The following is a 13,193-nucleotide window of genomic DNA, read 5'->3' on the forward strand; positions in this document are numbered from 1 at the left end:
AGAGATGTGCCAAGCCGCCAGCTTTTCGTGAAGCCCTCAACGCTACATGGCTTAGGTCAGCCTTAAAGCAAGAGTGTGCGTTGGAAAAACAGTAGCTTGGCGGAAGGTCGCTCCGTTCCTTGCCACTTCCAGCGAGTGACTGGCACCTGGACCCACCCCATAGGTGAAGGCGGCAGCCCGACTGACCTCTCAGCACCACTACAACAAAACTGACAGCTACCCCAGAACCACACGAGCTAATCTGGCATAATTCCAAAGCTAACAACCAACTTCCTGAACAAACCAAGTTCAGTTCATCAAATCAATGATGCGTCGAGGTTGCGTTCGCCTGTAATTGTGCTTCCATGAAGCACTCTATCCGCGCGCTTCCAACTCACCATCCGAACAAGATATGCAATCTGTCCCTGCCAACCTTCAGCGTGCCATCTTAGCTGTTCTAGCTGAGGCGAAGGCGTCAAACATCCGCCTCAACCGCACTGCTTTGTTCAAATTTGTTTATTTGCTGGACTGCCTGCACGCGGAAGGCCACAACGGCGATACTGCAAGCGAAGCTCACTGGTATTTTCACAACTATGGCCCATTTTCAGTTGATCTCGCTGAAAGCCTAGATACACTGACCAAAACGGGGCTGATTCAATCCAGTGATGGAAGCCTAAAGGGCAAAGACTTCACGCACTATTGGCTAGGTGAGTATCCCGTTGGCCCAACTTTATCTGATGTTGGACTCGGCGGCAGCCTGGGAACGCGCTTCTCTCAATGGCTCCGAACATTTGCGGGAGACATGAGCAAGCTACTTGATCATGTCTACTTCAACACGTTACCTATGGCGAACGCCACGCCAGGCTCACACCTAGATTTCAGCAACTTAGCCCAAGACGGACCCTCCACACGTCGGCTAGTAACGCACATAAAAGATCAAGGCAAGATCCTCAAGCTTGCTCAGCTCCAAGAAAAAATCAAACAGAGCTTTCTTGGTCGTCATAAACGAGATTTAGTTGAGACGATTCATCGCCCTATCTATGACGAGACGTATCGTGAGGCAATGGCTCTTCTAGGTGACGGCGAGACAATCGACGAACCTATAGCTTTCAAAGCCGCTCTTTAACGGGGATTATAAGCATGGGATGGGGGAACGGAACCGATATCCACGATTTACTTCCAACTTATGATAAAGAGTATCGACCGTCCAAAGATGGCCCTGCGGAAGTAGGCCAGATTGTATGCACGGTCGTTCCGGAGTTTGGGCATCCATTGTCATTGTTCGATGCACGGCGCTCTGATCAAGTCTCACACAACTCAGTTTCAGGTGTTATTCGCACGGTTGACCATAGGGTTGACTACCGCCCTAAGCCAGAACGCCTCCCAGTGTTCAAGATTTCACTAGGGGAATCTGAAGAACTCCTTGCTATCCGCTCAAAAATGCGCCCATGTGTTGTGCTAGCTATTGCCGAAGGAATTCCGGACAAACATTTACCGGCCTCTGAAGCAAATCGCGCGAGGGCAGCGTTTCAATGGAAGTCTTATCTAGTAGCCCCCGCATATTCGGTATCTAGCCAACGAGAGCCTCGCTCAGTAGTCCCGACAATAGCCGCACGCGCCGAATGCTTGATGTATCCGAACCTCATGCTTTTGCCTACTAGCGGCGGATATATTAAGCAGGAGAGTGTCGTCCGATTGGATCGTGCTTTTTGGACAACGCTCTCACCACCGACAGAATTCTGCCAACTTTCTTTAAGTGTCGAGCGAAGAGCTATCCTAGCAAACCAATGGCTTGTAATGCGTGGCGAGGCCCCTGATGAGGCTTATATCGACATGGTAGAAATCCTCCGCGAGGAACTCGCAGAAGCGCATCGCCTGCCATTGTAATGCTCAAAGCAGTGAAATTCCGAATTAGGACTTCAAAATTCCACATCCGCATGTAGCACTACATAACGAACAGGGGATTTGCATGGTTCGTTCTGCCCTAAATTGGCTTCATTGTCTGTCAAGGCTAGCACGATGCCCTTCCCCACCTTTGTCGAGCAGGTGGCTAACTACTCATTGCACCGCTGCCCCCAAATATCCAGCTCTGTTGCTTCCAGGGATTCTGATATTCCATGCCACCTCCATCAATGCTGCAGCAAGCGTCACAAAAAACGGAAGCATGTTTGGCGGAGATATTGGCAATCCTGCGCACTTTCATACCACGCCGGGAAATGCTTACTATCAAGCCGATCAGGAAAAACGCGAATGCATGCTCGCCTTTTCATGGAATGGACCTCAGCAAACTATTCAAAGCACACCATCGCCTAATCCCGGCATCCTTTTTAACGTAATCTCCGGCCCAGGAGGGGGACTGTGGGAATGCAGGCTTTATCCTGGCACCACATCTGGGCTTAGCCTTTTCCACTTCCGAATTGGAAATTCAGGCTACTACCTCTTGAAACCGCTCAACATCGAAATTGTCGCTCCACCATGCTAGAAAGCTAGCAAACGATATCGCAAGTAACAGTGGCGTATGTATGCCTGACGCAGATGCTATTGCTCATGGGCACTCATATCCCCCGTGTCGGCGCTGCCTGCTCCTGAGCTTGCTTCTGACTCATCTCCACCTGCTGTTGCCGCACTTGATCCTGTTTGATGACCTCCGCCTGCTGCAGGCTCTGTTCCGCCGGCTGCTGCGCCGCCTCGCGTCCATCCACCCGGGCATGAAAAAACGGCGACTTGTCGCCAAACGGCGCGTAGACCGCCAGCACGTTCTCGGCCCCGTCCTTGCCTAGCGCACCGGTCACCCGATCCACCCGCTTCACCAGCGGGTCCTCGGCCTGCTGCTTGTAAAGCGCCGCGGCAACGTTCCGGCTCTCCTCCGCGTTCCAGTTCCCCGTTCCACTGACCCAAGAATGGATCGCCTGGTAGGTGGAGTGGTCCGGGTGCGCAGGGTTGTCAGCCAGCAGCGGAACCTGCGCCCCCTTCTCCTGGGCCGGTTCGGCCTCCGGCTCCTTGCTGCGCCCAGGCGCGGTCACCGAGACCGTCGCCAGCGTCGGCACGTGCGCCACCGCCGGCTGGCCCAGTTCGGCCTTGGCCTGGCGCAGCTCCTCGGAAGTGGTCACCGCTACCTGGTGGGCCACGCCGTCCTGGCCGACCTGGTAGTGAACGATCTGGCTGTCGTAGCCGTATTGCCCCTGCTCGTTCGGCTTCAGCTGCTGCATCGTCGGACCGGTGAGTCCTTCGGCCTCCTTGGTCCGCTGGGTGGCGAGCTCCACGGCCTGCAGGTTGTTCTCCTGGGCGTTGAGGTCGACGCCAGCAGCCCGGTAGCGGTGTAAGAGCTCGTTGTGCTCCATCTGCGCCGCCGTGGGCGCCGGGCGAGCCTCAATGGCCGCCAGGGTCTCCTGGGCGCGTTCCAGCGAGGGCTGGCGCATCTGGTTCGTCAGCTCCAGCTCCGCCGCCAGGTTGCCGGTCGCCACCCCATCCTTGCCGAGCCACTGCCCGGCCTCGTTGCGCTGGTAGGTATGGCCATCGTGGCCTTGCACCCGGTCCTGCTGGGCACGGGCACTTTCCACGGCGGCAGGAACCGCTACCCCGTAGTCCTGCCCACGCTGGGCGGCATGGCTCTCCAGGTAGGCCTGGGCGATGGCCTCGCGGCCGTTGGCGATGTTGCCCTCGATCCGCGCCAAGGCTTCTTGGTTCAGGCGCTGGGTCTGCTCTGCGTTCGCAATCTGGGGCTCATAGACGCCCCGGTCGTTGGCGCCGTCCACCCCGGTCTTGACCTGGCGCTCCCACTTCTCCGTGTCTGGATTGCGGTGCCAATTTTGGTTGTCCAGCCCAATCCGATCGCCGGGCTGGGCCGGCAGGTTGAAGGGATCCTGCGGCGGCGGGGCTTTGCCCAGCGCGAACTCGGCGGCCTTGGCATTCGCCATGGCACCCAATTCCTGAGACTTTACGTAGCTGGCGCCGACAGATATTTGGACAGGGGCTTCGCGCGCATCAGCGGCGCGCTCGAACGCGCCCTGGCGCTCCCAATCCCGCCCATTGAACTGCCACTCCACCCCGGCTTTGTCGGTCTGGTGGAAGATGTCGCGGTTCTCTTTGAGGTCGACGGCCTTGTCGAAGGCCTTGCTCATCAAGACAGCATCGCCCACCACCAGGGCCGCAGGCACAAAGCCGCCGCTGCTGCCCAGCGCGGCCGCGGTGGACGCGCCGCCGGCCCAGCCGCCCACGTTGCGCGCAACAGCGTGATTGACCTCCGACTGCGCGGCGGTGAGGTTGCCCTGCTCCATCAGCGTTGCAGCCGTGCGAGCGGTCATCACTGCATCCGCGCCGGTGGCCAGGAGTCCGCCGGCACGCGTAAGGCCGCGGGCGGACGCCTCGCCCATCAACAGCTCCATGGCGACTTCGCCACGCTGTCCGCGCGGCACGCGGAGACTATTTGCGGCCTCTTCTCCCAGTGTATTTTCGACCACAGCCACCCCACCTGGCGACATGGTCAAGCGGCCGTCGTGGTAAGCGTCGGCTATAGCCTGGGATAGGCTATTGCGTTGAAAGTCTAGATCGCCGCCCCTTAGCAGCGACCTTCCAGAACTCTGAAAGTGCTGCAAGGTCGAGACAATGCGACCTTCATTATGCGTCACCGGGCTCCATTGGCGCACATTGGCACTTGCCTTGCCATGTGCGTCTAACTGCGTTTGGTTCTGAAAAGCATAACCGTTTGGGTCACGATAGAACGCTTGCGTGATAGCTCGCGTTTGGTCCATCGTTTCCCCTAGCGCATTGTTGGTCCGCAAGTCGCCATTGATGAGCGCCACCTGCACGGTGTCGCTCAATCGCTGCACCTTAAGGGCTACTCGATCTAGGGCATCCGGATCCCCAAGCAATGCTGCCTGCCCATCTTTCGTGGCAGCCATGCGCTGAAGAACATAGTTCACACCTAAATTATATTCCTTGATGGGACCGCCGGAGTGCGGCGTAACACCGATGGCGTGAGCAAGCGCCTTGTCGTTGGGCAAATTGATCAGATTCGTGGGCCAATCCTTATGGAATCGGCCATTGTCCACAAGCACCTTCAACAAAGGATCGCTCTCAAACGACTTCTGGTCGAGGCCATGGTGCTTTTGGAAGAGGGCGGCCATGATCTAGGATTCGTCCTTGTCAATCGTCGGATCAGAGATCCGACGCGTCAATGAAAGAGATGCCGCTGACTTCTGCGTCTTCAGATATGCCAGCGTTGTGAAGTGCCTCTTTGAACTGTCGATCGCAGAATACCGACGGATTGAACGGCAATCGGAACACGTGCGAATCCCCTAGAACTTCATGCCGGAATGCAAGACTGGCTCCCCCGCCGAAGTAATAGAACTTCCCGCGCACAAACTCCTCATCGACCTCGATCTTCAGTCGCGACGATGCTTCATCCAAGGCATCCAGTTCTCGAACAACGTCGCATAAGAAGCGACGCGCCCCCTTGATACCATTGGCTAGGCGGTAATCCACCTCAACGAAGGCGAAGGCGTTTGGATCGACCGAGCGCATGACATTGTGAAGTCGTTCGGAGACCAACCAATAGCCACCAAACCCTGGCTCCAGATCGCGAGGCTCGGGACCCGCGCTGGGGTCATAAGTCATCTGCGGTTGTTCAAGCAGTGAAGGAAAACCACCTTCTTGCGGACGCAGGATCACGCGGGGCGGCAAATGAAGCCGGCGGAGGTTGTCGAACCTAACCCCACAAGGCGGCCTATTACTCTCCATGTCGGATATGAACATGTAGAAGGCACCTGGCTGGGGCTGATTGGTCATCGTTGTTTCCATGCGTTGCATCCCGTCCACTTGGGTATGGCCTCCCCCTCATCAGGGCCAGAGTCTACCGCCCTGATCGCCAACGTGCGCGGGCAAGTGGGCGAGCGCTCCGCCCCTCTCACCGACGCCTGACGCGCCAAAGGCATCAGCGCTTTGCCGGCTGCCAGCCTGCCCGTGCGGCCTCCTCCGAGCTGCAGAATATGCGCTCGCCATGGCTCAGGTCGATGCTGGTCCGCTCGTAATCCCGCTGCCCAGGAACGTGGTAGATCTTCTTGCCTTGGCGAGAGATGTTGCCCTTGATGCGGCATCCACTGGACACGGGCGGCGTGGCCACTGGAGCCTGGCGGGCCGACTGGTCACGCTTGCTACGCCGATAGTCCGCGGGCATCTGGAAGGACCCTTGCCAGAGGTTCCGCTGGTGCTGGCGCGCGTCGGCTTCGTCCGCGATGAACGCCGTGGCGTATTGGCGATATGCGACCGCCCAACCGGAGCTCACCATCCAGCGGTTAACAGACTGCCCCTGGACGAAGCACTCCGCGACCACCCGGCCATAGCGGTCGGTGTCCTTGGGTTGGCAGCGAACGGTTTTGTCCAGCACGTATCCGTCCAGCGCGGCGGCGGACCGCCGACCACAGGGCCAGGAGCGTCCGTCCCTGGTGGTGCATTGCTGGGTGCTTTCCGGAGCATCGATGCCCCACAGGCGGATGCGCTGCTTCGCCACTGTGAGGGTGTCCCCGTCCGTGACCGTCGCGCGGCCGACCAACTCTGCTGCCACGCCAGGAACCGAAGCAAAAACCAAAAACAGAACCACCAGACCCTTCAACGCCATCAACAACGACTTCCTCTAAGCGCACGCTCGGGTGGCGAGCGCCAGTTCAAACAGGGTCCGACACTTTAGCGGAAGTGGCAAAGGGGCGCCGAGCAACTCGCCAATCCTTCAATCCCGACTTGCGTTCCTGGTGTGGTCGCCGGCGCTTTCTTCAACGACAACGAAGTCGCTCACCAGCCAACCGTATGCGTCGCTCAAGGCATCGGCGATACCTTCTTCGCTCTCGCATTCGACCGTGGCTTCATCCGGCAATGCGGGACGCTTGCCGTCGGTCTCCCAGACAATCCCTCGCACGTGAAACGCCTTCATTCCTGCTCCATGGATGTGCATCTGCCTTGGCAGTCTAGCCTCGGCAGACCGCATAGGTGAAGGGGCGGGCTATGCCCACCCCCTGCTCGCGAGGCTGACGTGTTGGCGGCCACCGATGACCAGGTGGTCGAGGACCCGGATGTCAAGAAGCGCCAGTGCCTGCTTCAGGCGCTCGGTGACTTGGCGGTCGGCTTGGCTGGGCTCCGGGTTGCCGCTCGGGTGGTTGTGGAAGAGGATGACGGCGACGGCGTTGAGCTCCAAGGCGCGCTTGGCGACCACCCGGTTGTGGACTTCGCAGGCGTCGGTCGTGCCAGTGAACAGATGCTCGGTAGCCAGGATATGGTGCTTGGTGTCGAGGAAGACGACACCGAAAACTTCGTGCGGCAGGTGGGCGCAGCGGGCGACCAGGTAGCTGCCGGCCTGCGCGGGGCTGTGGATGTGGCCAAACCGCTGGAGGCGTTGCTCCAGGATGGTGGCTGCTGCGAGCAAGACGCCCTCCTCGTCCATCTGGAGTTGGTATTGGGCCTTCCGGTTTTGGGTGCGCTTCATCGGTTCTTCTCCACCAGCGCGTTGTGCGCCTCGTGGGAACCGGGAGGCGGAGCGTCAGGCCCGACCGCACCCGGGAGTGAGCACCGCTGGCGGCGCGCAGCGGAGGGCCGCAAAAAAGCGCCAGCGTCGAGGAGGAGGCCTGTCCTTGCGGTCGGGACAGCGAAGCTAAGATTTCCCTTCAAGAGGCCCAGCGCTGGTGAGCAGAGCCGATGCACTCACTACAGCTAAGACGTCCGATACTCGCCTACCGCGGGAGGGAGGGAGGGAGGGAACACAGTGGCGTCCTCCTTTGGTTTTGCAAAAATCGCATATCACCAGCACCAAACTGCCTTAATTCTGGCATGCTCCGATGCCATCTAGTGAGAGCACGAGGTAGGGATGTTTTCGAAGATCGCGCCGCGTTCCGTCCGCTATATCAAACTTGGGGAGGGCGGCTCTTGGGAGAAAGATTGCATTGCTCGCGGCCTATTGCGGTTCGGATTTCAGAGTGGGCATCCCGAGACCTTGGCTTGGGCCCATGAGGGGCGCTGGGAGGACCTGAAGGCATCTTGGCGTGAGGGAAGGTCAGCTGGAACTGCAACACGCTTTACAAATGAAACCCGGCGCTTCTTTGAAGCCGGCCCACACGATCTTTGGATTACGTTTGTTGGCGAACGCCTGTATTGGGGCTTCTTAGAAGACGACGCTCCGATACCCGTGGGAACTGACCAAAGCACGGTGCGGCGCGTGCGTGACGGCTGGCAATGCATTGATCGGGATGGAAAGGATCTTCTAAAATCAAACCTTCCCGGCGGCATCACCAACCTCGCGGCTTATCGTGGGACATCTTGCTCGGTAAAGGCGGAAGCTCACGTTGTTCGTCGCATCAATGCCGAGATAAGCGATGAAGTGAAACTGGCAGAGTCGACACGCTCCGCCTTAATCGAAGCACTCGTGCCGCTCATTCGTCGCCTTGGCCCTAAGGACTTTGAGGTGCTAGTCGAACTGATTTTCGGAGCGAGTGGCTGGCGCCGAATTGCAGCCACGGGCGGGACTCGCGAGCTTCTAGATCTCGACCTAGAGTTGCCGTCCACCGGGGAGCGCGCGTTTGTGCAAGTGAAGGCGCAAACCAACCAAGCCGAGTTCGATTCGTATGCTGATAAGCGAGAGGATGGTGTGTTCAGCCGCATGTTTTACGTATTCCATTCCGGCACTATCATCAACGACGACCCAGCTATTACGGTGATAGATGCGGTCAAACTGGCACGCATGACGCTTGATGCTGGACTGACAGACTGGGTTATACGTAAAGCCGAGTAGCACGCGCCAACGGGGCTACCCCCTTCAAGAGGGTCCTACAGGACATCCGCCCCATATCCGTGCCGTCTACATCATATACTTGGCACTGGATCCCACATCCTTTTTATACGTAACTGGACCTCAGGCTCTCGGCTAAAGATCCCCGCGACATTGCCGATATGCCGGTAACAGTGAACAAGTCAGCATCCCGGGGGAATGCCAACTTTTCCTCGCCATGACAACTGTTCGTAGAGCAAGCTATATTTTATTCGAAAACCGTTTTACCTATAACTCCGCTCGCAAGAGCAAGTTGATTTCTCCTACGTCGCAAAAGGACTAGCCCGTGGCAAAAGAGCTCACTGAAAGCAAGATCATGCAAGTCCTCGACTTTGCCTATGATAAGGCAATGACCGGATTGCCAGGCTTCGATTCCGCCATCGAGATGGCTGACAGTTACATGAAGGAAGCAGGCTCGCTCGAGGATAAGGCCAACTCATTGATTCGATGGCAGAACACCAAGGCGGCAACCTCGGGCTTCCTCACCGGCGTTGGAGGACTATTGGTTATGCCGGTGACAATCCCTGCCAATCTTGCCAGCGTCTACTTAATCCAAATTCGCATGATTGTCGCCCTCGCTTATATGGCCGGATACGACGTCCGCGACGATAAAGTAAAGGCTTTGGTGTATACATGCCTCACGGGCAATGCTGCCAAAGAAGTTTTGAAGGATGCCGGGATCCAATTTGGCAAAAAGTTGGCTCAAGCGAGCATCAACCGCATCACTGGCGCCACGCTCACCCGAATCAACCAAGCTATTGGCTTCAGACTCCTCACCAAAGCAGGCACGACCGGCGTGGTCAATTTCAGCAAGATGGTGCCAATCTTGGGCGGCGTGATTGGGGGCGCAGTAGACTTGGCTGCCACCAATATTGTGGGTAACACTGCAGTGAAGATATTCATAGCAAAGCAATAGCCCGCGCACCGATAAATACAACTACAGCACGACACTCACAGGAAGCAATATAAATGAATTTTGATGTTGCAGGCCCATTTGAAATCGCCCGGCACGGAAGTAAAAAGATCATTACCAAGGAGTCAGCCAAGTTACTCAAGCCGCAGCTTGAGGAATGGGAAGAAGGCCTATCGACAGCTTGCGGGTGCTATGTCTTCGGAAAGCGCGCCGGAGGTGGGATCACACCATGGTATGTTGGCCAAGCATGCAAAACGTCGCTTTTAGCCGAGGCTCTCAACCCAACCAACATCACTAACTATAATCACATCTTGGGGGAAGAAGGCGCAGGAATTCCAGTTCTCCTTCTCATTCCCGCACGAACTCCGACAAAAAAGTTCCGCAAAAGGCCTTCCAGCAAACTGAAATCACTATCATTTCTAGAGCGTTGGCTTATCGCGGCTGCTATCCAGAAAAACCCAGAATTGATCAATACCAAGGAGACGCGCTTTCTTCGCGATCTTCACGTCACAGGGGTCTTCAACGCTCAGCAGGGCGAATCGACGAAATCATCAACCGCGCTCAACAAGGCACTTGGTCTCAGGTAGGATTAAGCGAATCGTCACCTCTCGCCTACATTCAGGTTTCCCGACCTCCGAGAACGCAGAAGCCCAGGGAAAGAACCCGGGCAAACTATGCTTCTATAGACTCGCGCGAGCATGACCACCGCCATGGAACTTATACGTCCCGTCCGAACCCTGGTGCTTGCCTCGCTTGTGGCCATCTCGCTTGCGGGATGTGCAGCAGGTCGTCCCGCCGCCAGCCAGCCCATCGAAGGCCCCGTGGGGTTGGGAGAGATTGCGGCGGTCGATGGGCCCAAGGTGCGCCCCGACCGCGTCATCGAAGACAGCCGTTGCCCTGCCGACGTTCAATGCATCCAGGCCGGCCGGCTGGTCGTCAGGGCAACCGTGCTTGGCGGCGGCTGGTCTAAGGAGGTGGACCTCACGCTGGGCGTCCCAGTTCCTGTTGCTGATGGCATGTTGACGCTAGTCGACGCTACGCCCCTGCCCATCAGTGGGGACACCGCCCCGTCCGCCGCTCGCCTCACCTTCAAGTTTCAGGGCGGCCGTTAGGCCCAGGAGATGCCTGGCTCCTTATTGCGCGGCAGTGTCTTGGTAAGCGCCTCGATCCCAAGAGCGATAGCGCCAAGGCACCACATCTTCTAGAAACGTGATGCGGGGACTTGGGAGGTTGCCGAACCCTGCCAGGCTGGCACGCAGCCGCTCGGCTTGAGCTTCAGGGACAAAGAGCCAGGGCCTGACTATCCAGTCCAGCGGCACGCCGCTATCGCGAGCCAGCGCCGCCCTAACTCCAGGCCAATGTTCGTTCCACGATTTCAACCGAGCCAAGAGCGAAGGTGCCCGGGCTGCGTAGGTGATCTCGCAGAGATAGCCAGCCTGCTCCTTGAAGCTCACGGCCACCGCGTCGCAATACCAATGTGGGCCACTGGTGTCCGGGTTGGCCCCCTCGTTGAGCTGGATGCAGCACTGGCTGTTGACGAACAGCGCTCGGTCCGCTCGGAGGTAGTCGAGCACCACGCCTTCGAAGTGATCCACTGTCGCAACTCCCTGCCCTGTTATTGAATGACGAATAACGTCATCGTAAGCCCAATAAAGCTAACTAAAAGTGATATCACAACGCGACTAGTTAGCTTAAAAAATAAATCAAGCTAACAAATATCAGCCAACATTTAACTGGCATTCATTTTAAAACGGCCCTATTTTAGTTTTTAGCTAACCAATTAATTTTAAACACTACAGTAAAGTCTCAGCAAAGAGCCACCCTCGCCCGCCTGAAACCCTTGCCAGATAAGGAGCATAAGTAATTTAAAGCGCCAAGCTGAGCGATAAATTATGACTTAATTCCAACCTGGCCTGGCGACACCTGAGGTGTTGATTAGCGGCGCAGAAAAATTCCGATTTTGGATTGACGAATTTTGAGGCCGACGTATCAAGCTTCCATCTACCGATGGAAGCACAGCAATGGCAAACGACCTCACCAATGAACTACAGAAATACAAGGACCACCCCTTCGGCGAATTGACGTTTGGCAGCGTCCGGGTCGGCCGCGTCACGTTCAACAACGTGCGCCTTCGAGGACGCGAGGCCCTCATCGGGCTGGAAGAGCTTCTCCAAGCCGCCTGTGAGAAAACGCAGCGTATCCGAGTGCGGAAGGACGGCACCCGGTATCCAGAACCTCTGCCCATAGCCACGCCCGGCCGGCAGCTGTCGGAAGAGATCGCCGACTACCTGCGCGACATGACCCGCCGCAACCTGCGGCCGCGCACCATCGAAGCCACCGCCCGCACGCTGGGCCTTCTGCAACGCGTCTGCGGCGACATTCGGATCTCTCGCATCGACCACAAGCACATTTACCGCCTGTGGGATCTCATTCGCTGGGCTCCCCCAGGCGCGGCTTCGGATGCAGAGCTCAAGTCCTTGTCTGTCGAAGACCTGATCATGCGAGGCCAGGCCATCAAGGTCGAGCCGCCCGCGCCCGCGACGCTGGAACTGCACCGCCGCTTCCTCGTCGCGTTCTTCGGCACGCTGGTCAAAGCCCAGGCCATTCCCGTCTCACCGATGGAGCCCTTCCGCGAAATAAAGAAGGACTTGCTCCAGGACAGCAGCAAGCCCGACCGCCTCTTCAGCGACGAGGAACTGCAGCGCATCTTCGACCCAAGCAACTTCATTCCCTGGGCCAAGAAATGGCCGCATCGTTGGTGGGGCCCTATCTTGGGGCTCTACACCGGTGCCCGAGTCGGCGAGGTTGCCCAGCTCAAAGTGGCGGACATCATTCAGGAGCGCGAGATGTGGTGCATTTCCATCCGCAAGACGATCGACGAGGACTTGGCTGGCAAGGTTGGCACGCGGAGCCGCCAGAGCCTCAAGGGCGACTCCGCAGTGCGGGTCATTCCCCTGGCCCAACCGGTTCTGGATGCGGGCTTCCTCGACTTCCTGGAAGACATGAAGGCGTGCGGCCATCCCCGACTATTCCCCCACCTGTCCGCCGGCGTGAACAAGAAGACGGGGGAGACGAACGCGCGCTACAGCCAAGGGCTGCTCAACCAATTCAGCAGCTACTTGAAGGATCTCGGCTTCCCGAAAGGGGTCGGCTTCCATGCGTTTCGCCACACGATCGCCACTGAGCTCTACCACCGCGACGTGCCCCAGGAAGAAGTTGCCCTCATCACCGGCCACTCGCTGAGCAAAAAGGTGCCGGTCTTGCAGGACTACTACCTCCACAAGCGGCCAGACCGGATTCGCGTGAAGCAGGCACGGGCCTTGGAGTTGTATCGGCCGGCGGTCGAGCTGCCGAAGTATCAGGCGGGACAGTTCAAGGAGCGGTTGCGGGACAAGCAAAAGTTCTATCCATGACTTTGCCTACACCCATCTCTATAGGATGGGCCACTTCAAAAAATCTCTGGATAAAGCTATCCCGGTGCCGTGCGCCTGC

General features: G+C 57.7%; 12 protein-coding genes. 6 read left to right on the plus strand and 6 right to left on the minus strand.

What is annotated here, in order from left to right:
- Window positions 1–391 precede the first annotated feature (391 nt).
- Window positions 392–1,105, plus strand: coding sequence for a hypothetical protein (locus tag AC1PK7_RS12310; protein WP_481098320.1), 714 nt, complete (start codon window positions 392–394; stop codon window positions 1,103–1,105).
- Between the two features lie 1,429 nt (window positions 1,106–2,534).
- Here the strand turns inward: AC1PK7_RS12310 and AC1PK7_RS12315 are convergent.
- The 5 genes from AC1PK7_RS12315 to AC1PK7_RS12335 form a co-directional block, all read right to left on the minus strand.
- Window positions 2,535–5,105, minus strand: coding sequence for an XVIPCD domain-containing protein (locus AC1PK7_RS12315; RefSeq protein WP_481098321.1), 2,571 nt, complete (start codon window positions 5,103–5,105; stop codon window positions 2,535–2,537).
- 31 nt (window positions 5,106–5,136) lie between these two features.
- Window positions 5,137–5,778 carry a DUF1629 domain-containing protein gene (locus AC1PK7_RS12320; protein WP_267109086.1) on the minus strand — a complete coding sequence of 214 codons (642 nt, stop codon included), beginning with the start codon at window positions 5,776–5,778 and terminating at the stop codon, window positions 5,137–5,139.
- A gap of 133 nt (window positions 5,779–5,911) precedes the next feature.
- Window positions 5,912–6,595 (minus strand): thermonuclease family protein, encoded by a 684-nt coding sequence (locus AC1PK7_RS12325; RefSeq protein ID WP_481098322.1) that lies wholly within the window; start codon window positions 6,593–6,595, stop codon window positions 5,912–5,914.
- 108 nt (window positions 6,596–6,703) lie between these two features.
- Window positions 6,704–6,904, minus strand: a complete 201-nt coding sequence (locus AC1PK7_RS12330; protein ID WP_481098323.1) for a hypothetical protein — start codon at window positions 6,902–6,904, stop codon at window positions 6,704–6,706.
- A gap of 69 nt (window positions 6,905–6,973) precedes the next feature.
- Entirely contained in the window at window positions 6,974–7,453 is a 480-nt protein-coding gene (locus AC1PK7_RS12335) for a JAB domain-containing protein (RefSeq protein ID WP_481098324.1), read from the minus strand.
- Window positions 7,454–7,831: 378 nt separating this feature from the next.
- On the opposite strand from AC1PK7_RS12335, the gene AC1PK7_RS12340 reads away from it, so the two are divergent.
- From AC1PK7_RS12340 to AC1PK7_RS12355, 4 genes are all read left to right on the plus strand, one after another.
- Window positions 7,832–8,752, plus strand: coding sequence for a hypothetical protein (locus AC1PK7_RS12340; RefSeq protein ID WP_152180827.1), 921 nt, complete (start codon window positions 7,832–7,834; stop codon window positions 8,750–8,752).
- Between the two features lie 322 nt (window positions 8,753–9,074).
- Window positions 9,075–9,704 carry an EcsC family protein gene (locus tag AC1PK7_RS12345; protein ID WP_152180826.1) on the plus strand — a complete coding sequence of 210 codons (630 nt, stop codon included), beginning with the start codon at window positions 9,075–9,077 and terminating at the stop codon, window positions 9,702–9,704.
- 53 nt (window positions 9,705–9,757) lie between these two features.
- Complete coding sequence (locus AC1PK7_RS12350; protein WP_152180825.1) at window positions 9,758–10,288, plus strand: hypothetical protein; 531 nt, start codon at window positions 9,758–9,760, stop codon at window positions 10,286–10,288.
- 111 nt (window positions 10,289–10,399) lie between these two features.
- Window positions 10,400–10,813, plus strand: a complete 414-nt coding sequence (locus AC1PK7_RS12355; RefSeq protein WP_481098325.1) for a hypothetical protein — start codon at window positions 10,400–10,402, stop codon at window positions 10,811–10,813.
- A 21-nt stretch (window positions 10,814–10,834) separates the two neighbouring features.
- Here the strand turns inward: AC1PK7_RS12355 and AC1PK7_RS12360 are convergent, their stop codons facing one another.
- A complete protein-coding gene (locus AC1PK7_RS12360) occupies window positions 10,835–11,296 on the minus strand; it encodes a hypothetical protein (protein WP_193314684.1) in 462 nt (153 codons plus the stop codon).
- A gap of 426 nt (window positions 11,297–11,722) precedes the next feature.
- Between AC1PK7_RS12360 and AC1PK7_RS12365 the strand changes: the two genes are divergently transcribed.
- On the plus strand, window positions 11,723–13,114 hold the full coding sequence (locus tag AC1PK7_RS12365; protein ID WP_481098326.1) for a tyrosine-type recombinase/integrase: 1,392 nt from the start codon (window positions 11,723–11,725) through the stop codon (window positions 13,112–13,114).
- Window positions 13,115–13,193 lie beyond the last annotated feature (79 nt).

The organism is Xanthomonas sp. NCPPB 3174, from assembly GCF_056725205.1.

What these genes read in the sequence shown, in the direction of transcription:
- AC1PK7_RS12350 (WP_152180825.1), top strand. Translation starts at nt 9,758, where the DNA reads ATGAATTTTGATGTTGCAGGCCCATTTGAAATCGCCCGGCACGGAAGT.
- AC1PK7_RS12330 (WP_481098323.1), bottom strand. Translation starts at nt 6,904, where the DNA reads ATGAAGGCGTTTCACGTGCGAGGGATTGTCTGGGAGACCGACGGCAAG.
- AC1PK7_RS12325 (WP_481098322.1), bottom strand. Translation starts at nt 6,595, where the DNA reads ATGGCGTTGAAGGGTCTGGTGGTTCTGTTTTTGGTTTTTGCTTCGGTT.
- AC1PK7_RS12320 (WP_267109086.1), bottom strand. Translation starts at nt 5,778, where the DNA reads ATGGAAACAACGATGACCAATCAGCCCCAGCCAGGTGCCTTCTACATG.
- AC1PK7_RS12340 (WP_152180827.1), top strand. Translation starts at nt 7,832, where the DNA reads ATGTTTTCGAAGATCGCGCCGCGTTCCGTCCGCTATATCAAACTTGGG.
- AC1PK7_RS12335 (WP_481098324.1), bottom strand. Translation starts at nt 7,453, where the DNA reads ATGAAGCGCACCCAAAACCGGAAGGCCCAATACCAACTCCAGATGGAC.
- AC1PK7_RS12310 (WP_481098320.1), top strand. Translation starts at nt 392, where the DNA reads ATGCAATCTGTCCCTGCCAACCTTCAGCGTGCCATCTTAGCTGTTCTA.
- AC1PK7_RS12315 (WP_481098321.1), bottom strand. Translation starts at nt 5,105, where the DNA reads ATGGCCGCCCTCTTCCAAAAGCACCATGGCCTCGACCAGAAGTCGTTT.
- AC1PK7_RS12355 (WP_481098325.1), top strand. Translation starts at nt 10,400, where the DNA reads ATGACCACCGCCATGGAACTTATACGTCCCGTCCGAACCCTGGTGCTT.
- AC1PK7_RS12365 (WP_481098326.1), top strand. Translation starts at nt 11,723, where the DNA reads ATGGCAAACGACCTCACCAATGAACTACAGAAATACAAGGACCACCCC.